The 23,555-nt window shown below is 64.6% G+C and carries 23 protein-coding genes; 9 read left to right on the top strand and 14 right to left on the bottom strand.

Annotated elements, in window-relative coordinates:
• Positions 1–6: 6 nt before the first annotated feature.
• The 8 genes from LCM4577_RS06235 to LCM4577_RS06200 all read right to left on the bottom strand — a co-directional run bounded on the left by LCM4577_RS06235 (position 7) and on the right by LCM4577_RS06200 (position 8,946).
• Entirely contained in the window at positions 7–993 is a 987-nt protein-coding gene (locus tag LCM4577_RS06235; RefSeq protein ID WP_071032768.1) for an ABC transporter permease, read from the bottom strand.
• Entirely contained in the window at positions 990–1,976 is a 987-nt protein-coding gene (locus LCM4577_RS06230; RefSeq protein ID WP_071070246.1) for an ABC transporter permease, read from the bottom strand. Before LCM4577_RS06230 ends, LCM4577_RS06235 begins: the two co-directional genes overlap by 4 nt.
• Positions 1,973–3,517: a sugar ABC transporter ATP-binding protein gene (locus LCM4577_RS06225; RefSeq protein WP_071070244.1), complete on the bottom strand. Its 1,545-nt coding sequence runs from the start codon at positions 3,515–3,517 to the stop codon at positions 1,973–1,975. Before LCM4577_RS06225 ends, LCM4577_RS06230 begins: the two co-directional genes overlap by 4 nt.
• A gap of 101 nt (positions 3,518–3,618) precedes the next feature.
• Entirely contained in the window at positions 3,619–4,650 is a 1,032-nt protein-coding gene (locus tag LCM4577_RS06220) for an ABC transporter substrate-binding protein (protein ID WP_071070243.1), read from the bottom strand.
• Between the two features lie 88 nt (positions 4,651–4,738).
• Positions 4,739–5,650 (bottom strand): sugar phosphate isomerase/epimerase, encoded by a 912-nt coding sequence (locus LCM4577_RS06215; protein ID WP_071070241.1) that lies wholly within the window; start codon positions 5,648–5,650, stop codon positions 4,739–4,741.
• Between the two features lie 19 nt (positions 5,651–5,669).
• Complete coding sequence (locus LCM4577_RS06210) at positions 5,670–7,196, bottom strand: mannitol dehydrogenase family protein (protein ID WP_244508232.1); 1,527 nt, start codon at positions 7,194–7,196, stop codon at positions 5,670–5,672.
• Entirely contained in the window at positions 7,193–7,975 is a 783-nt protein-coding gene (locus tag LCM4577_RS06205) for an SDR family oxidoreductase (RefSeq protein WP_041004872.1), read from the bottom strand. Before LCM4577_RS06205 ends, LCM4577_RS06210 begins: the two co-directional genes overlap by 4 nt.
• Before the next feature lie 71 nt (positions 7,976–8,046).
• Positions 8,047–8,946 (bottom strand): MurR/RpiR family transcriptional regulator, encoded by a 900-nt coding sequence (locus LCM4577_RS06200; RefSeq protein ID WP_071070237.1) that lies wholly within the window; start codon positions 8,944–8,946, stop codon positions 8,047–8,049.
• Between the two features lie 209 nt (positions 8,947–9,155).
• Here LCM4577_RS06200 and LCM4577_RS06195 point away from each other — a divergent pair, with 209 nt between their 5' ends.
• Positions 9,156–10,340 (top strand): Gfo/Idh/MocA family protein, encoded by a 1,185-nt coding sequence (locus LCM4577_RS06195; protein WP_071070235.1) that lies wholly within the window; start codon positions 9,156–9,158, stop codon positions 10,338–10,340.
• Between the two features lie 23 nt (positions 10,341–10,363).
• Here the strand turns inward: LCM4577_RS06195 and LCM4577_RS06190 are convergent, their stop codons facing one another.
• The 4 genes from LCM4577_RS06190 to LCM4577_RS06175 all read right to left on the bottom strand — a co-directional run bounded on the left by LCM4577_RS06190 (position 10,364) and on the right by LCM4577_RS06175 (position 14,466).
• Entirely contained in the window at positions 10,364–11,227 is an 864-nt protein-coding gene (locus tag LCM4577_RS06190) for a hypothetical protein (RefSeq protein WP_131803251.1), read from the bottom strand.
• A 171-nt stretch (positions 11,228–11,398) separates the two neighbouring features.
• Positions 11,399–12,259, bottom strand: coding sequence for a carbohydrate ABC transporter permease (locus LCM4577_RS06185; RefSeq protein ID WP_071070231.1), 861 nt, complete (start codon positions 12,257–12,259; stop codon positions 11,399–11,401).
• Positions 12,256–13,146, bottom strand: coding sequence for a carbohydrate ABC transporter permease (locus LCM4577_RS06180; protein WP_071070229.1), 891 nt, complete (start codon positions 13,144–13,146; stop codon positions 12,256–12,258). The genes LCM4577_RS06185 and LCM4577_RS06180 overlap by 4 nt, the downstream gene beginning before the upstream one ends.
• Positions 13,147–13,173: 27 nt before the next feature.
• Positions 13,174–14,466, bottom strand: coding sequence for an ABC transporter substrate-binding protein (locus LCM4577_RS06175; RefSeq protein WP_071070227.1), 1,293 nt, complete (start codon positions 14,464–14,466; stop codon positions 13,174–13,176).
• A 312-nt stretch (positions 14,467–14,778) separates the two neighbouring features.
• Here LCM4577_RS06175 and LCM4577_RS06170 point away from each other — a divergent pair, with 312 nt between their 5' ends.
• Genes LCM4577_RS06170 through LCM4577_RS06140 form a run of 7 tightly spaced genes read left to right on the top strand, consistent with a single transcriptional unit; the run spans position 14,779 to position 21,077 of the window.
• Complete coding sequence (locus tag LCM4577_RS06170) at positions 14,779–16,050, top strand: extracellular solute-binding protein (RefSeq protein ID WP_071070225.1); 1,272 nt, start codon at positions 14,779–14,781, stop codon at positions 16,048–16,050.
• A 55-nt stretch (positions 16,051–16,105) separates the two neighbouring features.
• A complete protein-coding gene (locus tag LCM4577_RS06165) occupies positions 16,106–17,038 on the top strand; it encodes a carbohydrate ABC transporter permease (RefSeq protein WP_071070223.1) in 933 nt (310 codons plus the stop codon).
• Positions 17,035–17,892: a carbohydrate ABC transporter permease gene (locus LCM4577_RS06160; protein ID WP_071070221.1), complete on the top strand. Its 858-nt coding sequence runs from the start codon at positions 17,035–17,037 to the stop codon at positions 17,890–17,892. Before LCM4577_RS06165 ends, LCM4577_RS06160 begins: the two co-directional genes overlap by 4 nt.
• A complete protein-coding gene (locus LCM4577_RS06155) occupies positions 17,889–18,629 on the top strand; it encodes a PIG-L deacetylase family protein (protein WP_040990207.1) in 741 nt (246 codons plus the stop codon). The genes LCM4577_RS06160 and LCM4577_RS06155 overlap by 4 nt, the downstream gene beginning before the upstream one ends.
• Entirely contained in the window at positions 18,626–19,498 is an 873-nt protein-coding gene (locus LCM4577_RS06150) for an ROK family protein (protein ID WP_071032792.1), read from the top strand. Before LCM4577_RS06155 ends, LCM4577_RS06150 begins: the two co-directional genes overlap by 4 nt.
• Positions 19,495–20,262, top strand: a complete 768-nt coding sequence (locus LCM4577_RS06145) for a GntR family transcriptional regulator (protein WP_071032795.1) — start codon at positions 19,495–19,497, stop codon at positions 20,260–20,262. Before LCM4577_RS06150 ends, LCM4577_RS06145 begins: the two co-directional genes overlap by 4 nt.
• Positions 20,263–20,285: 23 nt before the next feature.
• On the top strand, positions 20,286–21,077 hold the full coding sequence (locus tag LCM4577_RS06140) for a sugar isomerase domain-containing protein (RefSeq protein WP_071070219.1): 792 nt from the start codon (positions 20,286–20,288) through the stop codon (positions 21,075–21,077).
• A gap of 42 nt (positions 21,078–21,119) precedes the next feature.
• Here the strand turns inward: LCM4577_RS06140 and LCM4577_RS06135 are convergent, their stop codons facing one another.
• Positions 21,120–21,302, bottom strand: a complete 183-nt coding sequence (locus tag LCM4577_RS06135) for a hypothetical protein (protein WP_040990423.1) — start codon at positions 21,300–21,302, stop codon at positions 21,120–21,122.
• A 303-nt stretch (positions 21,303–21,605) separates the two neighbouring features.
• On the opposite strand from LCM4577_RS06135, the gene LCM4577_RS06130 reads away from it, so the two are divergent.
• Positions 21,606–22,040: a hypothetical protein gene (locus LCM4577_RS06130; protein WP_071033149.1), complete on the top strand. Its 435-nt coding sequence runs from the start codon at positions 21,606–21,608 to the stop codon at positions 22,038–22,040.
• Positions 22,041–22,233: 193 nt separating this feature from the next.
• Here LCM4577_RS06130 and LCM4577_RS06125 read toward each other — a convergent pair whose 3' ends face one another.
• The gene (locus LCM4577_RS06125; RefSeq protein WP_071070611.1) at positions 22,234–23,424 is read right to left on the bottom strand and encodes an NADH-quinone oxidoreductase subunit D; all 1,191 of its coding nucleotides are present in this window, start codon (positions 23,422–23,424) and stop codon (positions 22,234–22,236) included.
• Between the last annotated feature and the right edge of the window lie 131 nt (positions 23,425–23,555).

Below are 23,555 nucleotides of genomic sequence, written 5' to 3'. Positions count from 1 at the left end.
CGATTTTCAGCGGTCCTCGACGATCCGCAGATACGCCGCCGTCACGAATAGCACGATGAAGCCGAACAAGATGCGGCGGCCGCCTTCCGGCATCTGCAGGATGGTGAGCAGCGTCGTCAGCACGGTCAGGATCAGCGCGCCGATGATGGTGCCCGTGTAGCCGCCGCGACCGCCGAAGATCGAGGTGCCGCCGATGACGGCGGCGGCCACCGAAGGCAGCACCAGCGGTTCGGCGAGCGAGAGCGATGGCGCCTTGATCAGGCCGATATAGAGCAGGCCGGTGATGCCGGCGAGCAGGCTGGAAAGCACGTAGAGCGCCGTGATCACCTGCCAATAGCGCACGCCTGACAGGCGTGCGGCGCGCTCATTGTCGCCGACGGCATAGAGCAGACGCCCGAAGCCGGTGCGGTTCAGCATGAAGACGATCAGCACGGCCACCGGCACGAACAGGAGAAGCGCGTTGGGGAAGCCGTAGGTGACGCCGGTGCCCAGCCAGTTGAGGAAATCGGGGATCTTGGCGCCGGACGCGATCACGGTGCGCTGGTAGACCTGCAGGAAGCCGGTGCCGATCAGGCTGGTGCCGAGCGTCATGATCAGCGGATGGACACGGAACACGCCGACGCCGATGCCGTTGACGAAGCCGATCAGCACGGCGGGCAGCATGGCGAGCAGAAACGCCACCGCCGGGTCCTGGTTGACGATCTGGGTGGCCATGATGAAGGCGCTCATCGTCGCCACCGTGCCGACGGAAAGGTCGATGCCGCCGGTCAGCATGGTCATGGTCTGGCAGCCGGCGAGGATCGCCAGCGGAATGGCGAACTTCGCCGTGTTGGCGAGCCAGCGCTCGTTGACGATCCCCGGGCGCAGCACCTGCAGGATCACCACGAGGATGATCAAAAGGATGATCAGCGGAATGAGCGGCCGGTCCGCCATGAAGCGCTTCAGGCGCCGGCCGAACGAGACAGGCTGGGGCATGGTCGCGATGTCGGTCATGGCGTTGCTCCCGCCGGGCGGCTGCGCATGGTGATGAAGGCGCCGAACATCACGACCGCGACCATGATCAAGCCCTCTATGATGGCGGTGACATTCGGATCGATGGCCAAGAGCGTCAGGTCGGTGCGCACCAGCCTCAGCACGAAGACGGCGATGATCGGCCCGAGCAGGCCGCCCTTGCCGCCGCCGAGGGCGACGCCGCCCAGCACCACCGCGGCGACGCTGGCGAGCAGGTAAGGCCCGGGGATGGGCGCGCCGATGCCGGTGCTGATGGTGAGCGACAGGCCGCCGAGCGCGGCGAACAGGCCGGACAGCGCATAGGCGACGATCCTGGTGCGCGCCACCGGCACGCCGCTGCGGAAGGCGGCAAGCTCGTTGCTGCCGATGGCGTATATGGAAAGGCCAAGGCGCGAGCGCCTGAGCGGAATCCAGACGATGCAGAGGCAGACGAGGAGCAGCACCAGCGCCTTCGGCACCCAGGCGTCGGCCCAATCGGGAAGGCCGGGGATCGGTACGGTGCCGACGACGCTTGCCTTCAGCCATTCGGCGGCGCCGCCGCCGGGCGCTTCAAGCACGAGCAGCGCCGCGCCCTGCAGCACGAACAGCATGGCCAAAGTGACGACGATGTCGGGCACACGGGTGACAACGATGAGGATGCCGTTCAGCGCGCCGAGCGCCAGCCCCATCGCCAGCACGAAGGGCACGACGAAGAGCGCATATTCCTCGCTGGCGCCGTTCATCATCGAGGCTGCGGTGACGCTGGTGAGCGCCATCATGGCGGCGACCGAAAGGTCGATGCCGCCGGCGATGACGACGACCGTCTGGGCCGCGACGGCGAAAGCGTAAGGCAGAACCGCCCGCGCGAGCGAGCCGAAATCGCCGCTGCCATAGCCCGGCTGGATCAGCTTGGTGACGACGAAGAGGAAGATCAGCAGGGCGAAGAGGCCTGCCACCCAGCCCTGGTTGCGGAGAAAGCGGCTCATGACGCGGCCTCCGCATTGGAACCGGGTTTGACCTCGGCAAGGATGCCGACATCGGCATTGGCGCCGCGCGGCAGGCCGTAGGCGGCCCGCATCAAGGCCGGCTCGTCGGCCTCTTCGACCGGGAAAGTATCGACGACGCGGCCGCCGAAGATGACGATGACGCGGTCGCAGACACGCTGCACCTCTTCCATCTCGGATGTGTAGAACAGCACCGACTTGCCCTGGCCGGCGAGCTCGCGCAGCAGCTTGTAGATCTCCTGCTTGGTGCCGACATCGATGCCGCGCGTCGGGTCGAAGCAAAGGATGGTGCGGGCGTTGGCCGCGATCCAGCGGGCGATGGTCACCTTCTGCTGGTTGCCGCCGGAAAGGCGCTGCACCTCGCCCTGCGCACGGGTGTCGATCTGCAACCTGCCGATGGCGCCGGAAACCACCACCTGCTCGCGGCGCATGCGGATCGGCCCCCATTTGCGCAGCGCGGCGCTGAAGGGCAGGGCGATGTTCTCACGCACCGAACGCTGCATGGCCAAAGCCTCGGTGCGGTCGCCCGGCACATAGGCGATGCCAGCCTGGATGGCGTCGCTCGGATGCGAGAATTTCACCGGCGCGCCGTCGACGTCGATGCTGCCGCCGGTCGGGCGGATCGAGCCGGCAAGAGCGGCGAAGAGCTCGTCCTGGCCCTGGCCCTCGAGCGCAAAGACGCCGGCTACCTCGCCATTGGCGAGATCGAAGGAGACGTCGTTGAGCTTGGTGCCGAGCTGCAGGTTGCGGACCGACAGGCGCGGGCGGCCACCACCGGCAATCGCTACATCGTTTGCCGCGCGCGCGGCAACGCGTGTCTTCTCGATGCGGGTGCCGAGCATCATCTCGACTATTCTTTCCTCGATGCCCGGCTCGATGTCGACGACACCGACCGTGGAGCCGTCGCGCAGCACGGTGGCGCGGTCGCAGAGCGCGGAGATCTCGACGAAACGGTGCGAGATGAAAATGACCGAGCGGCCGGCGTCGCCCTGGCGGCGCACGACTTCCAGGACCTTCTCGGCGAGGTTCGCCGGCAGCGCCGCGGTCATCTCGTCGAGCAGAAGCACGTCGGGCTCCACGGCAAGCGCTCGGGCAAGGTCGAGCACGCGCAGGATGGCCAGCGGGATATGGCGGGCGGTCTCGCGAATATCGAGGTCGGGAATGCCGAGCTCGCGCACCCAGGCCCGGAAGGGCTCGACCGGCGTGCCGGTCAGCCGCAGGTTGGACAGGACATCGAGGTCGGGGATCAGCGAAGGTTCCTGGTAGACCGGCAGCAGGCCGGCGCGGCGGGCGGCGGCCGGCGAGCGGACATCGAGCTGCTTGCCGCGGATCAGGATGCGCCCGGCATCGGCCTTGATCGCGCCAGTCAGGATCTTCACCAGCGTCGACTTGCCGGCGCCGTTGGCGCCCATCAGCGCATGGACTTCGCCCGGCAGCACCGAGAGCGAGGCGTTGCGCAGCGCAGCAACGGCGCCGTAGTTCTTGGCCACGCCGGTGGCGTCGAGGAGAGGGTTGGCGGTCAAGGCGTTCTCGATTTAAAGGCTCAAATTATGCGTGCCAAATCAAATGGCAAGGACGCCAGACCTTGGTCCGGCGTCCTTACGCTTGCGTTCGGATCAGGCGCTTACTCGCCCGGGCCCTTGCAGGCGACGATCTGATCCTTGGTGTAGGTCGTCCAGTCGGGAATAGAGATCGACACCGGCCATTCGGGGCTGAGCGAGGGGTCGACGACGCGCTTCAGCTTGGCCTTGCCTTCGTCGGTGGCGTTTTCCCAGAGCTGCGGCTCGACCAGAACGGTCTGCTGCGCCGGCTTCTTGCCGTCGAGGATCTGCAGCGCCAGGGTCACGCCGGCGCCGCCGATCGAACCGGGATTGGTGACGGCAGCGCCCACCAGGCCCTTGACCGAGCTCAACTGGCCGACGAAGCCGGCATTGTCGGCGCCGACCACAGGCACCATCGGCGCCTGCTGCTCGACCAGCGCGTCGACGATGACGTTGTCGATGCCCGAGGTCCAGATGCCGTTGATCGGCGTGCCGGTGGCGAGGAAGGACAGGATCTGCTGCTTGGCCTGGTCCTGCTGCCAGCCGGTGAATACTTCCTGCGCGACCTTCACGTCAGGGAATTCGGCCAGCGCCTTCTTGAAGCCTTTGTCGCGATCAGAGTCGGCCGAAGCGCCGGCGGCGCCGCGCATGTAGAACACCTCGCCCTTGCCGCCCATCTGCTGGAACAGCCACTTGGCGCCGAGATAGGCGTATTGTTCCTGGTTGTTGGAAATGATGTAGGCGGACGGTTCCGTCACCGCCTGGTCGACGGCGACGACGACGATGCCGGCCTTGGTGGCTTCTTCCAGGCCAGCCTTGATGCCGGCCGGATCGGCCGGGTTGACGACGATGGCGTCGACCTTGGCGCTGATCAGGTTGCGGATGTCCTCGAGCTGGCCGGCGGCGTCGGTGTTGCGGTGGGCGATGTTGAGCTTCGCCACCTCGCCGGAAGCGAGCGCCTGCGCCTTCATCGCGCAGATCATTTCCTCGCGCCAGCCATTGCCCTGCACGGTGTTGGAAATGCCGATCGTGTACTTGCCGGCGGCGGCCGAGACGCCCACCGTGGCAAGCAGGGCGGCGCCGGCAAGCAGCGAGGCGGTCAGATATCTTTTCATGTCAGTATTCCTCCACATTGATCTTTTCAGTTCAGTTCGATTTTCAGTTTAGTTCCTGGGCGCCGAAGCGATCGGAGCCAAGCTTTCGTCATTTGATGAAAGGGYGCAGCACGTCGCGGGCAAGCAGGAAGCCGCGCTTCACCTTTTCATCCGTCCCCTCGAAGCGCCGGTCCTCATGCTCGATGATGACGGGCCCGTCGTAACCGGCCCGGTAGAGGCCCGAAAAAATCCTGCTCCACTCGATGTCCCCAAGCCCCGGCATGCGTGGCACCTGCCAGCCTATGCCAGCGGAAAGGATTCCGCGCTCGTACAAACCATCATGATCAATCATCAGGTCCTTGGCATGCACATGCAGCATGTTTGCGCCGAACTCGCGGATGAAGCGCTCCTTGTCGATCATCTGCCAGACGAGATGCGAGGGGTCGAAGTTCATGCCGACATCGCCGCCCCAGGCTTCGAGGATGCGGCGCCAGACGTAAGGCGAGTAGGCGATGTTGTGCCCGCCTGGCCACTCGTCATAGCTGAAGATCATCGGGCAGTTCTCGAAGGCGAGCTTCACGCCATGCTCCCGGGCATGGGCGATGATCGCCGGCCAGATTTTTTTCGCGTCTTCCCAATTGGCGTCGACATTTTTCGAGGCGTCGCCGCCGCAGAAGGTGTTGACCAGCGAGACCCCCATGCGGCTCGCCAGCACGATCACCTTCTTCAGGTGATCGATCACAGCCTCGCGATGCGCCTGGTCGGGATGGAGCGGATTGGGATAAAAGCCGAGGCCGGAGACGGCCAGGCCCTTGCCGGCAAGCTCGGCGGCGATGTCCTTCGCCTGCGCGGCAGGGATATCGACGTCGATATGGCTGGTGCCGGCATAGCGGCGGCTGGCGCCGGAAGTCTTCGGCCAGCAGGCGATTTCCAGCGCCTCGAAGCCGGCCGAGCGCGCCCAGTCGGCAACCTCGCCGAGCGGCGTATCCGGAAACGGTGCTGTTAGCAGTCCAAGTTTCATGATGCCTCCCAATAGCTAACTATGCAGATCGAGCCGGCTGCTTCAACCGCGCATCTGTTGGCCCAGTACAGACTTGTCTGACAAAGCCCGTCGGATCATTCGAGAGCAGGCCGTCGAGGTCGGCGACGACATGCGCGCGGAATGTTGCGTTCGCGGCCAGTTGCGGATCGAAGATGGCGTCGATCGCAAGGATCGAATCGACAAGCGCGTTGCTGTTCGAGCCGATGCGATCGGCAATGGCTGCGATCTTGTCGGCAAACGGATCGGACACCTGCCAGGCGCGGCCGAAGCGGGCAGAAGCCTTGATCAGATAGGCCATCCAGCCGGCGACCGGCACCGAGAGAAGCGCGATGCTCCCGCCTTTCGCCAGACGATCGCGGATAGGGTTGAGCAGGCGTTGCACGATTTTCTGCGAGCCGTCGGTGGCGATCTGGTGGTTGCGATGGCGGATCGCGGTGTTAGTGAGGCGCGACAGGCTCTGCTCGACATAGGCAGCGGGCGAGATGCCGGGCACCGGCATCAGCGTCGGCAGCGTCTCCTCAGTCAGCATGCGCCGGACGAAGCTTGCCAGAAGCGGGTCAGCGATCGTTTCGAAGGTGTGCTCGAAGCCGCCCAGAACGCCGAGATAGCTGAGCGTCGTCTGGGCGCCGTTCAGCACGCGCATCTTGAGGTGCTCGAACGGCGTGACGTCGTCGACGAAGGTTGCGCCGACAAGGTCCCAGCGCGGCACGCGTCCGGCGAAGCGGTTCTCGATCACCCATTGGCGGAAGCGTTCGCCGACGACAACGGCGTTGTCGCGGTAGCCGAAACGCTGCYCAACCGTATCGATATCGGCCTCGGTCGTCGCCGGCGCGATGCGGTCGACCATGGCCGAGGGGAAGGCGACATTGGCCTCGATCCAGTCCGCCAGCCGCCTGCCGCGCCGCTCCGCGAATGTCCGCACGACATTGCCGAGGATGATGCCGTTGGTCGGGATGTTGTCGCAGGAGAGCAGCGTCACCGGCCGGCCATGCGAGGCCATGCGCCGTTCCAGCGCCCGTGCCAGGATTCCGGGCACGCTGCGCGGCGCCTCGGGATTGGTGAGGTCGTGGACGATATCGGGGTGGTCGAGGTCGAGCGCGCCGCTCGAGGGGATGTGGCAATAACCTTTTTCGGTCACCGTCATGGTGACGACTTCGATGTCGGGCGAGGCGAGCGCCTCCAGCGCCGGCTCGGCACTGTCCTGGCTGTCGACGACGCGCGCGATGCTGCCGATGACGCGCGCTTCCACCTCATCGTTCTGACGGATCAACCGTGTGTAAAGGCCACCTTGGCGCCCCAGCGTGTCGGCCAGCAAAGGCGGGCGTATGTTGATGCCGACCAGCCCCCAGCGGCCGAAATCCTTCGCCAGGAGATCGTCGGTGTATTCGGCCTGGTGGCAACGGTGGAAGGCGCCGACGCCGATATGGGCGATTCCCGGCTTGAGTGCCGCGCGATCGTAAGCCGGTCTGCGGACTTCGGACGGCAAGCGATCGAGCAGGGCAGGGCTGAGGGTCTCGGCGCTCACCGGTTGGCTCCGATCACCCATTGCTCCTGGTCGACCAGCGCGCCGGTCATCGGGCCGGCCGCGTCGGAAAGCAGGAAGACGGCGAGGTTGGCGATGTCGGTCACGGAGAACAGGCGGCCGAAGGGTTGCGTCGCATTGGCCGCGTCGAGCCAGCCCGGACCCTGGCCGAGCGTCTCGGCCTGCATGACGCGTTCGGCCGGCGTGTCGGTCCAGCCGACATTGATGCCGTTGACGCGGATGCGGTCGAAGCGGTGGGCATTGGCGGCGTTCTTGGTCAGCGTCGCCAGCGCGCCCTTGGTGGCGGAATAGACGGCCAGCTCCGGCGAGCCGCAATGCGCGTTGATCGACAGGATGTTGACGATCGAGCCGCCCTGACCGTGTTTCCTCATATCGGCGATCGTCGCCTGCATCAGGAAGAACGGCGCGCGGGCGTTGACGGCAAACAGCGACGACCAGTCGTCGAGCGTTGCATCGGCGAAGGAAGCGCGGTCGGTCAGGCCGGCGGCGTTGACCAGGCCGTCGATGCGGCCGAAGCGGTCGATGCAGGCTTGCGCCAGCTGCGCCGGAGCTTCGGGATCGCCGAGATCGGCAGCAGCGAAGGCGGCAGGAGTGCCCATGGCCGCAAGCTCGGCGGCCACCGCGTCGCCGCGCTTCTGGTCTCGCCCAGTGATCAGCAATCCGGCAGCGCCGGAACGCGCGGCAATCTCGGCGATCGCCCGGCCGATGCCTTGCGTCGCGCCGGTGACCAGCACCACCTTGCCGTCGAGACGAACCTCCATTCCTCCTCCCGGAATAAAGTTTCCATTTTTTCAAATATGGAACGATAGTTCTCTTTAGTCAACCACGCCGGTCAGCCTGTCCGGCGCGCGACGACGCCGTGGACCAAGGCCATGCCGACGGCAAGCGAGGCGGCGAGCGAGCGGAAACCGCCGAAGTCCTGCTCGACCACTTCCAGCCAGGTGTCGGAGAGCTTTGCCAGCGGCGAGAAGGTGCTGTCGGTGATGGTGAGGATGCGCGCCTTGCGCTCATGCGCGACGGCGACGAGGTCGGGCGTGATCGAATTGTAGGGACTGAAAGAGACGGCGAGCACCGCGTCGCGCGGCGTGATGCAGCCGACCTGGTCGAGCGCGGTCGAGCCGACATTGTCGACCAGCACGTTGCGTACGCCTTGCTGCGAGAGCGTCAGCGACAGATAGGTGGTGACGGGGAAGGCACGCTTGCTGCCGATGACATAGATCAGTTCCGCCGCCGCCAGGTGATCGATCATCGTCTCGAAAGCGGCGCTATCGAAATCATTGCCGATGCGGCCGAGCGAGGCCTGGCAGGCGCCGACCATGCCGTTGAGGAAATGCAGGTTTGCATTCGGCTCCGCGGGCTTTTCCTGGCTGCCTTGCGTATCCGGCCAGGAGCCCTTCATGCGGTCCTTGAAGAGGAGCTGGAAATCGGAAAAGCCCGAATAGCCGAAGATCTGCGCGAAGCGCACCAGGGTCGAGGGCTGCACGCCGGCCTGGTCCGCCACCTGCGCGATCGTGCCAAGCGCCACATCGCTCGGATGCTGCCAGAGGAAGATCGCCACCTGGCGAAGCCGTTTCGGGAAATGCACGGTTCCCGACGCAAGCACCGCCCGCAGCTCTTCATAGGTTTGCGGCTTTGTATAGCCAAGTGCTGCCAGTGCTCGACTCCGCTTTCTCGCCGCCGTCTCCAGGCTATGCGTGGACGGCTCGTCGGCCGCCTTGCCGCGGCCGCTCATAGGATATGCCTCATCGTGACCCCAACCATCGGATGCGTCATCCGATCCCTGCCCTCCGGATGCGGTCCATCGCCTGGACCGAGGGTAAAAAGCTAACGCGGCACAATCGTTTTACAAAACGAAAAATAGAAATATCATTCGAAAACAACCGCCGCCGGTCATGTATCCGCACCGGCCGGCATGTCGAACCTGGGAGAATAATCGCAATCATGGTCTATGCAACCGCCGATGGTACGTCGCGTCAACGTCTCCGGGTCGGCATGGTCGGAGGTGGCCGCAATGCCTTCATCGGCGCCGTGCATCGCCTCGCCATGCGGCTCGACGACCAGATCGCGCTGGTCGCGGGCGCATTGTCCTCGGATCCGGAGAACGCCGCGGCCTCCGCCGCGGAGATCGGCATCGCGCCCGAGCGCAGCTATGCCGATTACCGCGCCATGGCGAAGGCCGAAGCAGCGCGGGCCGATGGCATCGAGGCGGTGGTCATCGTCACGCCCAACCACCTGCACGCGCCGATCGCGACCGCCTTCCTCGAGGCCGGCATCGACGTCATCTGCGACAAGCCGCTGTCGACGACGCTTGAGGAGGCTGAAGCGCTGGTGGCGCTGACGCGAGCGAAGCAGCGCCGTTTCGTCGTCACGCTCAACAACACCGGCTACGCCATGGTCCGCCAGGCGCGCGAAATGGTGGCGGCGGGCGAGCTCGGCCGCATCGTGTCGGTGCACGGCGCCTATATCCAGGACTGGCTGACCAAGCCGATCGACGCCGAGGGCCAGAAGCAGGCGGAATGGCGCACCGATCCGGCGCGCGCCGGCCAATCGGCGGTGCTCGCCGATATCGGCGTGCATGCTTTCAACCTCGCAAGCTTCGTCTCCGGTTTCGAGGCGGAGGCGGTCTCGGCAGACCTCTTCACCGCCGTGCCCGGGCGGCGGCTCGACGACAACGCGCATGTGCTCGTGCGCTGGGCAGGCGGCGCACGCGGCACGATTCTCGCCAGCCAGACCTCGCCCGGCCATTACAACGATCTCTCGGTGCGCATCTATGGCGAGAAGGCCGGGCTCGAATGGTCAGGATCACGGCCCGAGGAACTGCGCTTCTCGCCCTATGGCGAGGAAACGCGCACGCTGGTGCGCGGCGGCCATGGCTCGACCGCGGAAGCGCGGCGCGTCTCGCGCATGCCGGCCGCCCACCCGGAAGGCTATATCGAGGCCTTCGCCAATTTCTACCGTGACGCCGCCGATATCATCCGCGCGCATCGCGCGGGCGGCGCGGTCGATGCTGGCCGGGCGGCACAGGTGCCCGACGTGGTCGACGGCGCGCGCGGCGTGAAGTTCGTCGCCGCCGCGGTAGAGTCGAATGCGGCGGCCGGAGCTTGGACGCCGGCGCGGTTTGGGTGAAGGAGYGAGATCGAGATAAGCTGTTATCCATCAGAAACAGTGTCAACGTGCGTCGCGATCGCTGCTTTCAGCGTGCCAAACATTTGTTGCTCATGTCCTTCCCACTCCAAAGTTGGGGGTGCAAGAGGAATGACGAAGGCCTCAGGCTGTTCGATCGGCGAAAAGACATATCCCGTTCGTGCTTGGAGGAGGCAAACACCAACAACAGGTACATCATCAGCGTCGCTGGGTACCACGCTTAGTTGAAAATGTCCGTCCCCAGTATAGACTTGCTCGATGGGCTGATGAGTTTCCTGTCCAGCTTTCAATGGTGGGAACTTGTAAGTGTAAATTCCAGTTTGCCCAAGATATCGATGCCCTGAGGAAGCGGCACTAACGCAGATAGGAATGCCCCCAATGTGGAGTCCAAGATCGGATCGGTTCGTCATCAATCGATCTATAAATCGGGAACGTAGATCACTTTTGGCAAGCGATTGACTGTCATGTGTCACCCTTGCCCTGTCGATGTCTTCTCGGAACGGATCGTCATGCCGTAGCGTGCAGACATCGGCAACCTCAAGTGATACGCCGCGACGTAGACGCAGTAACGATATCTCGGGGGTATGGGCTGCAACCAAGAAGTCTACAGTGCCGTCGCTAGAATATTGTTTCAGGACCTCGACTGCAGGGACCAAGCCGTCATGTTGGAGCTCCTTCCTAGCTTCCCTCAACGCTACGCCTGCGGGATCAGCGTTGCCGGCGAAGGCGACTGACACACGAGGGCCGATAGTGACTATTTTAAGTCTTCCTGGAATAATATTTGGCCCGGTGCTGTTAGCGTCGGTTACCTTTGTATCCGCCATAAGGAGTATTTCTTCGTCTCGACGAAGCGCTATTACGATGGTCATTAATGTCTCTTTTTCGTGTGTGCGCGTTTATAGCGCGCAACACGCGGGGCTTGGAATGGGTTTGGATGTTATGGCGAAGCTACGAAGTCAGCTGATTGGTAATATGGAGAATTTGCAGCGTAGTCGCCATGTCTTATCGTACTGAAGTGTTAGTGAGGGCACTTTCGACTGTTATCCCTTGATCGCCGATCCCACGATCGAATCGACGAAGAAGCGCTGCAGGAAGACGAACAGCACCAGCGGCGGCAGTACGGCGAGCGTGGCGCCGGCCATCACCAGGCCGGTGTTGACGGCGCCGCGATTGTAGCTGAGCAGCCGGCTGAGGCTGATCACGATCGGATAGGCGTCGGCATTGCCCTGCAAAACGGTGAGCGGCCAGAGGTAGCTGTTCCAGTGATAGACGAAGGCGAACAGAGCCAGCGCGGCGATTGCCGGCGCCACGCTCGGCGCCACGATCTTGTAGAGGATGAGCAGCTCGGAGGCGCCGTCCATGCGCGCAGCGTCGATGAGGTCGTCGGGCACGCCGGCGATGAACTGGCGCATCAGGAAGATGCCGAAGGCGTTGGCGAGGTTGGGCACGATGATGCCGGCGAGGCTAGCGTTCAGCCCGATCGAGCCGACCGTGCGGTAGAGCGGGATCAGCGTCACGATCGGCGGCAGGAACATGGTGGCGATCAGCAGCGAGAAGAGCAGCGAGCGGCCGGGGAAGGAGTATTTGGCGAAGGCGTAGCCGGCCATCATGCTGGTGATCAGGATGCCCGCCGTGGTGACCGAGGCGATGACCAGGGAGTTCCACATCGAGCGTCCGACATTGATGACGCCAGCGACCTTTTCATAGGCATCGAGCGTGGGCGTGTGCGGGATCCAGACCGGCGGCACCTGCATGGTCTCGGCCGGCGTCTTCAGGCTGGATAGCACCATCCAGGCGAGCGGGAAGGCGGAGGCGACGGCGACCAGAAGCATTGCGGTCGCAAGCAGCGCCTTGCGCCCCGAAGGGCGCTTGCGGGCGGGCGATCGGGTTGCCGCGCTCATTCGCTGTCCTTGCGGTTGACGAACGCAAACAGCGCCGAAACACAGACGATCAGCGAGATCATCAACATCACCGCCATGGCCGAACCCAGCCCGCCTTGCGCGCGTTCGATGCCGACGCGGCGGATATGGTAGGTGAGCACATTGGTCGAGCCGACCGGTCCGCCTTGCGTGATCAACGCGACCGGCTCGAACACCTGCACGGCGTTGATGATGGCGATGACGGCGCTGAACAGAAGCGTGCGGCGAAGCAGCGGCAGGGTGATGAAGCGGAACTGCTCCCGGCCATTGGCGCCGTCGAGCGTCGCCGCCTCATAGAGGCTGCCCGGGATCTGCGTCAGCCCGGCGATGGCGAGCACGGTGAAATAGCCGACCTGCTGCCAGACATTGAGCAACACGATCGAGACCAGCGCCGAGCGCGGCGAGGAGAGCCAGGGTTGCGGGCTAATCCCGATCAGGCCGAGCAACTGGTTGAGCGGGCCTTCGCTCGGCGCATACAGCTTCGACCAGACCAGGGCGACGGCGATCATCGGCACCATGTAGGTGGAGAACAGCACCGTGCGCAGCGCCGTGCCGCCAGCGACCTGGCGCTGATAGACCAGCAGGCCGAAGACGACCGACAGCGGCAGGATGAGGACGACTGACAGCGCGGTGTAGATCGCCGTGTTGAGGAGCGCGGTCTTGAAGTCGCGGCCGACCGAGGTCGGGCCGAATATCTCGTGGAAATTGCCGAGGCCGACGAAGCTCGCCTCGGAAAAAGGCGTCTGCGTCGACCAGTCCTGGAAGGACAGCCAGACGGTGAGCAGCATCGGCACAAGCACGAACACGCCGATCAATGTCACGGCGGGCGCAAGCATGATGCCCGCCGAGGCACGGAAAGCTTTGGCCATTCACCTGCTTCCGGTCAGGGACCCGAACTATTTGGCGGCACGCTCCAGGATCGACGTGGCGTCGGCCTGAGCGTTCGCCTGCGCATCCTTGGCCGAGACCTGGCCATACTGCAACGCCTCGAGCGTCTGCTGCAGGGATTCCGAGAATTCCTGGCCGCCGAGCACGACCGGAAATGGCCGCGCATCGGCAAGCACGCTGACATAGCCGGACAGGAATTCGGAACCGAGCTTGTCCTTATGCGCCTCGATGTCGGAAGTGCGAGACGGCAGGATGCCCATCGACATCAATATGTCGGACATGGCCGAGGCGCCGTTCTTGCCCGATTTCGGGCTGTTCAGCCAGGCCAGGAACTCCCAGGCCGCCTTCTGCTCGGCCTCGCCGGCCTTGGCGTTGACGACGGTCATCCAGGAATAGGAGATCGAATGCGGTTTATCGCCGCCCGGGCCTACMGGGATCGGCGCTGTGGCGATGTTCGTGAACTTGTCGCCCATGCCGGTCTTGAGCGCGCTTTCCCACCAGTTCGCCATGATGATCATGCCGGTCTTGCCGGAGACGAAATTGTCGAGGAACGGACCGGTGGTGTTGGCGTCGGCGGTCGCCATCGCCGGATTGCTCGCGCCGGACTTTATCAAGTCTTCATAGAGCGCGAAGGTCTCGCCGGCCTGGGGACTGTCCAGCGCCGGCTTGCCGTCCTTGACCAGGTTGCCACCATTGGAGACGAGCAGCGACGCAAAGGGATGGACCACGCCCGCCGCCCATGAGTTGATCATGCCGAAGCCCTGCTGGCCCTTGTCCTTGTTGGTCAGCTTGACTGCGGCATCCTTGAATTCGGCCCATGTTTTCGGAGGCGCGGCGATGCCCGCTTCCTTGAACAGTTCCTTGTTGTAGTTCAGCGCATAGACGTCGATCTCGTTCGGGATGCCGTAAAGCGCGCCGCCGACGGAGGCGGCGCTGACGATGCCCGCCGGCCAGGCTTTCTTCACCTCGCTGGCAATAGCGTCGGGAGCAGGGGCGACGAGCTTGTCCCTGGCCAGTTCCGGTAGCCACAGGTCGTAGATGCCGCCGATCGTCGGGCCGTCGGAGGAGCCGCCCTGCGAGCGCAGCGTGGTCAGCAGGTCGCCGAAGGGGACCGCGCGCACGGTGATGGCGACATCGGGATGAGTGGTGGAAAAATCCTTCGCCGCCGCTTCGAGCAAGGCCACCGTCTCCGGCGACCAGTGGGTCAGGTAGGAGATGTTGACCGATTGAGCCCAGCCGGTCGCGGGTAGCGCGACGAGCCCCGCTGCGAGAGCCAGCTTCGAGATCCAGGCAAGCGACATCGGCATCCTCCACAAAAAAGCGGCACGAGCAATGACGTTATGACAAGTTTGAGCAGTGGCGCAAGCCCCTTGCATGCGAAGGCTCGGAGCATGTTCGTGGATCAAAAATGCGGATAGCATCGGTGGTATAAAATAGTTGTTATAAATCAATCATATATTCCGTTGCCTCCCGTGCCGCCCCCGATCATCGATGTCGTTATGGCTCTTGCGGACGGCATCATGTCGTTATAATGACTTTACGAAAAAGCAGACGACCGCCTCCGGGCTGCTTGCCGTTCGAGCCGCAAAACCGAAACAATGGGAGAACTGGTAATGAGCATGCTTTCCATCCACCGGCGCGCCGCGCTCGGCCTGATCGGCGGCGTTGCCGTAGCTTGCGCCGGCGCCATTACGACGCTGCCGGCCCGCGCCGACTCGACGGTGACGCTGTGGAGTTGGCGCACCGAGGACGAGGCCGCGATGCATCGCATCTTCGAGGCCTTCGAGAAGAAGAACCCCGATATCAAGGTCGATATCCAGTTCACGCCCGACGCCGACTACCAGAACCGCCTGAGCACGGCGCTGCGCGGCGGCCGCGGACCCGATATCGCGCAGCTCAAGGCCTATGGCGAATTGCAGCCTTTCATCGAAGGCGGCTATGTCGACGCGCTCGACGACAGCGTAACCGAACTGAAGAACATGCCGGATGCGGCCCTTGGCGGCGCGCGCGGCCGCGCCGACGGCAAGCTCTACGGCGTGCCCTATTCGGTGCCGATGATGGGCGTCTTCTACAACGAGGAGATTTTTGCCGCGCAAGGCATCGCGATCCCGAAAACCTACAAGGACTTCGTCGCCGCCTGCGAAAAACTCAAGGCGGCCGGCATTACGCCGATCGCCAATGGCGGCGCCAACGGCTCGGCCTGGGAGCTGGAGATCGGCGTCGGCGTCATCGGGCCGACGCTCTACGGTCCCGGCTTCTATGACGAGATGATGAGCGGCAAGGCGACCTTCGAGGACCCGCGTTATGTCGCGGCGCTGAAGCGCTTCGCCGAGCTGAAGCCTTACTACTCCGACGGTTTCGCGGGCATCGACTACACCACCGCGACGCAGCAGTTCATCGGCGGCAAGGCGGCAATGTTCTTCGGCGGCTCGTTCGAGAACGGCAGCTTCAAGTCGCAGAACCCGAAGCTGAAATTCTCGATCTTCCCGTTCCCGGCCGACGACGCCTCGACCAAGCTCTACACCTCGGCCTTCTCGGACGGCTCCTACGGTCTGGTCTCGGAGAGCCAGAACAAGGAAGCGGCGACCAAGGTGCTGAACTACATGGCCTCGACCGAATTCGCGCAGGCCTTCGCCGACGAGCTCGGCTGGCCGCCGGCCCGCACCGACGTCACGGTGAAAGATCCGGTTCTGTCCAAGATGATGGAGATGGCGAAGAACTCGACGCCATATCTGACGCTGGTCGGCTTCCGCTGGCAGACGCCGACGGCTTCCTCGGTGCTGCAATCCGAGATCATCGACATGGTCGAAGGCAATGTCACGCCGGAGAAGCTGGCGGCGGACATGCAGGCCGCCGTCGCCACCTGGTTCAAACCAAAGCAGTAGGGAGTGCCGGCCGGCCGTCAGACGGCCGACATCTCTGCCCCACAGAACGCAGCGCATGATCAAGCCCCGCCGCACGACCAGCCTTCAGCGCACGCAGCAGCGCATGGCGGTGCTGTTCATCCTGCCGGCCTTGGCCGTCTACGGGCTGTTCGTGCTCTATCCGCTGCTGTTGTCGCTGTGGGGCAGCTTTTTCACCTGGAAGGGGCTGCGCATGCAGGAGTTCGCGGGGCTGGCAAACTTCTCGCGGCTCTTCGTGTTCCCGAGCGGGGCGCGGCTCTACGGCGCGCTCTGGCACAACGTCGTGTGGTTCTTCGGCATCATGGTGCTGCAGAACGGGCTCGGCCTTTTGTTCGCCTGGCTGCTTTTCCTGCGTGGCAGGGGCGCTGCCTTCTTCCAGTCGGTGTTCTTCTTCCCAGCGGTGCTCAGCCCCGTCATCGTCGGCGCGCTGTGGCGGCTGCTCTTGGCGCCGGGCGGCATCGTCGAATGGGCGCTGAACGGGCTTGGCCTGCATCAAGGCAGCCTGACCGTGCTCGGCAACAGCCACACCGCGCTCGGCATGCTGATCGCCGTCGACGCCTGGAACTGGATGGGCCTGCCGGTGCTGATCTACACGGCGGGCTTGAGACAAATCTCGCCGCAGGTGTTCGAAGCAGCGAAGCTCGACGGCGCCGGCAATGCGCGCATGCTCTATGCGATAGCGCTGCCGCTCTTGATGCCGGCGCTCGGCACGCTGACGACGCTCTCCTTCATCAACACCTTCAACCAGTTCGATATCGTCTATGTGATGCAGGGGGTGCAGGGCAATCCGAGCTACGCCACCGACACGCTGGTGACCTATTTCTACCGTCTGGCCTTCGGCGCGGAAGGCGCGGTCGGCATCACCGACATCGGACTGGCGCTGGCGCTCGGCACGATGCTGTTCCTGATCCTCAGCATCGGCACGCTGTTGATGCTGCGCTTCTTCGACAAGCGGACGGTCGAGCTATGAACACGCCGCCCAGTCAGCAAACATTGGCAATTCCGCAGAGGCTCGCGCAATTGCCCGGCTGGACCATCCTGCTGGCCTGGACGGCGGCGGTGCTGCTGCCGCTCTACATCCTCATCGTTTCCTGCTTCAAGACGACAGCCGAGATCTACGACAACCGGCTCGGCCTGCCGCAGAGCTGGGCGTTCGACAATTTCGTCCGCGCCTGGACGCGGGCCGATCTCGGCCACAACTTCGTCAACAGCCTGATCGTCACCGGCGGCGCGGTGGTCCTCACCATCATCGTCTCGGCCATGGCCGCCTATCCGCTCAGCCGCTACAGGCTCGGCTGGAACGGCATCATGCTTGGCCTTTTCCTGTCCGGCATCATGCTGCCGATCCGGCTGGCCTCGGTCGAGCTGTTCACGCTGATGCGCTCCCTCGGCCTGCTTGACTCGCTCACCGGGCTGATCCTCGTCTATTCGGCGATCCGCATTCCCTTCGCCGTCTTCATCTTCGCCAATTTCATGCGCGTGTTGCCGTCCGAGCTCGACGAGGCGGCGCGCATGGACGGCGCCGGCGAGACGCGCATCCTGTTCCAGATCGTGCTGCCCATGGTGAAGCCGGCGGTGTCGATCGTCGCCATCTTCACGGCGATCGCGGTGTGGAACGATTTCTTCTTCCCGCTGATCTTCATCTTCGACGACCGCTACAAGACCGTGCCGCTGGCCATCAGCGTGTTCGTCGGACAGTTCCGCACCGATTGGGGCCTGGTGTTCGCTTCGCTGGCGATCTCCATGGCGCCGATCCTGATCATGTATTGTTTGCTGGCGCGCCAGATTCGCGAGGGCGTCGGCGCCGGGGGAGGCATGAAATGATCGAGGACAAGGTCTATGCCGCGCGCTCGATCCTGGTCGTCGGGGCGCATGCCTTCGACGCCGAGGTCATCGCCGGGCCTCTTGCGGCGGCCGCCGCCAAGAATGGAGCCCAGGTCACCTTCCTGCATCTGTCGATGGGCGAGCAGGGCCATCCCTGCCTGATTCCGGAGCACTATTCGGCGCAGAAGGAGGACGAGGCGGCGAAGGCCGCCGCGCGGCTCGGTGTTTCGATGCGCAACATGAAGCTGCGCGACGCCTTCCTGCCCAATGACAACGCGACCGCCTTGCAGGTCTGCGACGTCATCCGCGGGGTGCAGCCGGAGATTGTCATCACGCACTGGCACGGCAGCTGGCACAAGGACCATCGCGCGGCGGCGCAGCTCACGCAGACCGGCATTTTCTTCTCTGCTCTGCCGACGCTGAAGCGTGCCCATCCCGCGCATACGCCGCAGCTTCTGCTCTTCGGCGAGAACTGGGAGGACGACGAAGGTTTCCGCCCCGAGCATCTCGTCGACGTCAGCGCCGGCTTCGACGCCTGGCAGGAGGCGGTGATGGAGTATGAGCTGGCGCGGGGCCTGAGCAGCTTTCCCTATGTCGACTATTACAGCGCACTCTACCGGCTGCGCGGCTGCCTGCGCGGCACGCGCCATGCGCAGGCCTTCGCGGCGGCCTCGCATTCCTGGAATGCCGGCAGCGGACTGTTCGCGCCGCCCGCCGATCGGAGCCGCGAGACATGACACCGATTCTCGCCATCGATCTCGGCGGCACCAATCTGCGCGCCACCGTCCATACCGGCGATATCGGCGTCCTTGCGCCGCAGGTCCGCGAGCCGGCGCCGGCAAGCCTTGACGCGTTCGCCGCGCGCGTTGGCGCGCTTGCGGCCGCAGGCGAAGCCAAAGCGCTCGGGCTTGCGGTGCCCGGCCTGACTGAAGGGTCGGTCTGCCGTTGGATCCCGAACCTGCCCTGGCTCGATGGCGTCGATATCGCGGCGCTGTTCCGAGATATGAGCGTGGCGGTCGGCAACGACGCGCAGATCGCGCTTCTGGCGGAAGCGGCGCAAGGCGCGGCCAAGGACGTATCCGATGCAATCCTGCTGGCCATCGGCACAGGCATCGGCTCGGCGGTGCTGGCCAACGGTCGCATCGTCGCCGGCGCGCACGGCGGCGCCTGCTCCTTCGGCTGGGCCAGCGCCGACATCAAGGACCACGGCGAGGAGCGCAGCGGCTGGCTGGAACGTGTCGCCTCCGGTCGTGCGCTGGACGCCCTTGCCGCGCAGATCGGACTGGCCGACAGCCGCCAGCTGATCGCAGCCGCCAAGGCAGGCCAGCTTGCCGCGCAGGCCCTGCTCGAGGTGCCGGCGCGCCAGCTCGGCACGGCGCTCGCCGGCGCCGTGGGGTTGCTCGATCCGGGCGTCATCCTCGTCTCGGGCGGCCTTGCCGATGCTCTGGATGTGATCGCGCCGCCATTGCTTGCGGCGCTTCGGCGTCAATTGCCGCCGCATCTGCGCGGCATCGAACTCAAGCCTGGATTGTTCGGCTCCCGCGCCGGCCTGGTCGGTGCCGCGCTTGCCGGGCAGGCGGGAAGCGGGTGGAGGCAGATCCGATGAGCGAAGCGAGCTTTCAGCAGCCGGACCGCAGGCGGCCCGAGCCGCTCTGGTATCAGGTCGAGGAGGCGATCCGCGCCATCGTCAAGAGCGGCGAGTGGGCAACCGGCGACCAGATCCCGGCCGAGGACCGGCTCTGCGCCTTGTTCGGCGTCAGCCGCATCACTTTGCGCCACGCGCTGCGCAACCTGGAGGAAAGCGGGCTGCTCAGGCGCGAGCACGGCAGGGGCACGTTCGTGCGCTCGGCCACGCTGGTCGCCGGCACGCGCGAGCTCACCTCCTTCACGCAGGAAATGGGCAATATCGGCGTGGTCGCCGGCTCGCGCCTGCTCGATTGCAGCCTGACCACTGCCAATGCGGCTGCGGCCGGCGCGCTGGAGATCGAGGAGGGCGATCCCATCGTGCGGATCCGGCGCCTGCGGCTGGGCAACAACGAACCGATCGGCATTCAGACCGCGCAGCTTTCGGCGGCGCGCGTGCCGGGCTTCCTGGATGCCGGGCTGCTCAAGGGCTCGCTCTACGAGGCGCTGGAGCGGCAATACGGCATCGTGCCGGTCGAGGCGCGCGAGAATTATCGCGTCGGCGCCGTCAGCGTCGCCGACGCCGAGCTGCTCGACCTACCCGCGGGCAGTCCCGCCTTCGTCGTCGAGCGCATCACCATCGACGAGCGCGGCCCGTTCGAATTCACCGTCTCCGTCATGCGCGGCGACCGATACGAGATACGCTCGACGCTGCGCGCCGGCCGCCTCCCGAACACCAGAAGCTGACACGATCAAACAGGAGTACCGAAGTGTCCGATCTTTACATCCCCCGTCTCGTCGCCCTCATCGAACAGGCATCGAAGGCCAATTCGGAAGCCTTCGGCGAGGCGGCAAGCCGGTTCGCCGACACGCTGCAAAATGGCGGGCTGGTCCATCTCTACGGCTCGGGCCATTCGGTGCTGCCGGCGCAGGAGATGTTCCCGCGCTATGGCAGCTTCGTCGGCTTCAATCCGCTGACCGACCCGCGCGTGATGTGGCACAACGTGCTCGGCGCCGGCGGCGTGCGCGAGCTCTTGTGGCTGGAGYGGACGGAGAAATACGCCGAGAAGTTCTTGGACCACCAGCCGCTGAACAAGGGCGATTCAATCATCATCTTCGGCCATAGCGGCCGCAATTCGTCCGGCATTGACACCGCGCTCTATGCCAAGAAGCGCGGCATCTTCGTCGTCGCCGTCACCAGCAAGAACAATCTCGACAAGCCGGCCACGCATTCCTCGGGCAAAAGGCTGGCGGACGCCGCCGACCTCGTCATCGACACCTGCTCGCCGATCGAGGACGCGGTGGTGCCGATCGAAGGCTGGAGCCGCCCGGTGGCGGGGTCCTCGACGGTGCTGGCGATGATCATGGCGCATGAGCTGCTCGCGCGCACCGCCGAGCAATTGTCGAAGCGCGGCATCGAGCTGCCGGTCTTCGCCTCGCCGACCATCGCGGGCGTGACGCTGCACGACACCGACGTCATCTACGGCGTCTACCGCGAGCGCATGATCGAGGCGCAGAAGAAGCACCTGCCCGCCTTCCAGGCGACGATGCGCGGGGAATGATGGTGGCTCGGGAGGCGCATCGGCGCGCCTCCCGCAAGGCCGTCAGCGCCGGCGCCGCCCGGTTGCGGAATGCTTGGGGGGCGCGTCATTCTCGTCGGGATTGGGGATCGGCTCCTCGTCGGGCAACCGGTCGGGATCCGGCTCGCGCATCGGCTTCGGCTCCGGGATCGGCGGCGGCGTAGGCACCGGGGTGGGGGATGGGTCCGGATTGGGGAGAATGGCCATCGCGTTTTCCTTCCGCTCTGCGCCCGACGAGCTTTGCTGCGATCCAAAACCCGGAATCTGCTGCCCGCCCTGAAACGATGGTGCGGTCGCCGCCGCATTCAGACGCTTCGTCGGGAGCGCGCGGCAGCGCAAGCTGGCAGAACGGCCATGCCCACGGATGGTTCCAACACGACCGCGCCGCGCCACGACGGCAAGTGGCGATCAAATGATTCCGCGCGCCTGTTTCAGCTCTTGCCGGCGACTGGCCGTGCCTTAGTTCCATTGTCAGCGGGTGGCCAATTGTGCCTGTACAAGGAGACGGCCGTGAAGCACCAAACCCTTGACCAAATCAACGCCGTTGCCGACGTTCATGCCGAAGCGCCGGCTTTCATCGCCAATCGGGGCCAGCGCCTCGAGCGCTGGGCGCAACTCCTCGAACAAAACCCCGGCCGCCGCCTCACGGCGCTGACGGGGACCGAATACGCTTCGCCCGATGTGCGTCAAAGGATGCGCACGGACGGATCGGCGATCACCGTCGCTTTCGAGGATCCGATCTTTCGCGCGCAAGGCCTGCAGGACGACACTTACGGTGAAGCCAAGCGCTTCTTCGAGATGAGCGACTGGCAGCTGCACGAGGTCGTCTGCCATTGCCATGTCGGCGCCAACATGCCGGCCCGCTGGGCGGCATCGCGCGTGCGCGCGGCGATCTCTCCGGGCGCGGGTATTCTTGCCTGGTTGAGAGCGGTGTTCATGCATTAGCGACGGCCGCGATGCATGCAATCGCGACCGATCAGACCTTGATGGGAGCGGTGGAGTCCTGACCGGTTCTCCGCGCTCCCTCTCTGGAGTGGTTCAACAGAGTGGTTCAGCGTTTCGCGCAGAGCCGCCCGAGCCTCCTGTTTTCACGCAAATTCCCGACGGAAAGCCGATGCGCGCTTTTCCTGGAATTGCTCTAGCGGTCGATCTCGCCGAAGACGATGTCGAGCGAGCCGATGATCGCCGCGACATCCGCCACCATATGCCCGCGCGAGAGGAAATCCATCGCCTGGAGATGGGCGAAGGAGGGCGCGCGTATCTTGCAGCGATAGGGAACGTTGCTGCCGTCCGAGACCAGATAGACGCCGAACTCGCCCTTCGGCGCTTCGACCGCCGCATAGACTTCGCCGGGGGGCACGCGGTGGCCTTCGGTATAGAGCTTGAAATGCTGGATCGTCGCTTCCATCGAGCGCTTCATGGTGGCGCGCGGCGGCGGCGTGATCTTCTGGTTCGGCACGGCGACCGGACCCCGGCCATCGGCCGAGCGCAGCTTTTCCAGGCATTGCCGCATGATGCGCACCGACTGGCGCATCTCTTCCATGCGCACCAGATAGCGATCGTAGCAGTCGCCGTGCTTGCCGATGGGGATGTCGAAATCCATCTCCGGATAGCATTCGTAGGGCTGCGCCTTGCGCAGGTCCCAGGCGGCGCCCGAGCCGCGCACCATGGGGCCGGAGAAACCCAGGCCCCAGGCGTCATCGAGCGAGATCACGCCGACATCGACATTGCGTTGCTTGAAGATACGGTTTTCGGTCAAAAGTTCATCGAGATCGCCCAATGCCTTCAGGAACGGATCGCAGAAATCCCAGATGTCGTCGAGCAGATCCTCCGGCAGGTCCTGATGCACACCGCCGACGCGGAAATAATTCGCGTGCATGCGGGCGCCGGATGCGCGTTCATAGAAAACCATCAGCTTCTCGCGCTCGATGAAACCCCAGAGCGGCGGCGTCAGCGCACCGATGTCCATGGCCTGCGTGGTGACGTTGAGAAGGTGCGACAAGAGCCGGCCGATCTCGCAAAACAGCACGCGGATCAATTGGCCACGCCGCGGAACGGACAGTTCGAGCAGCCTTTCGGCGGCGAGGCAGAAGGCATGCTCCTGATTCATCGGCGCGACATAATCGAGCCGGTCGAAATAGGGCAGGGCCTGCAGGTAGTTCTTGTATTCGATGAGCTTCTCGGTGCCGCGATGCAGCAGGCCGATATGCGGATCGGCGCGGTCGACGATCTCGCCGTCCAGCTCCAGCACCAGCCTGAGCACACCATGYGCCGAAGGGTGTTGCGGCCCGAAGTTGAGCGTGAAGTTGCGGACTGCGGCTTCGGTCATGACGGCCTCCGCAAGAGTGAGGATCGAATACGAACCGCGGCCGTCAGCGCCATTCGGCCGGGTCATGCCCCTAAAGCGCGTCGCGATCTTTCAGATTCGCTCCCTGCGCTTTAGGTTCTTGATTCTACGCA

Origin of the sequence: Mesorhizobium sp. LCM 4577 (genome assembly GCF_001854795.2) — a bacterium.
In the GTDB taxonomy this organism is placed as follows: domain Bacteria; phylum Pseudomonadota; class Alphaproteobacteria; order Rhizobiales; family Rhizobiaceae; genus Mesorhizobium; species Mesorhizobium plurifarium.
Note: the sequence above shows the minus strand (reverse complement) of the source record. Positions and strands in the feature narration are given on the sequence as shown.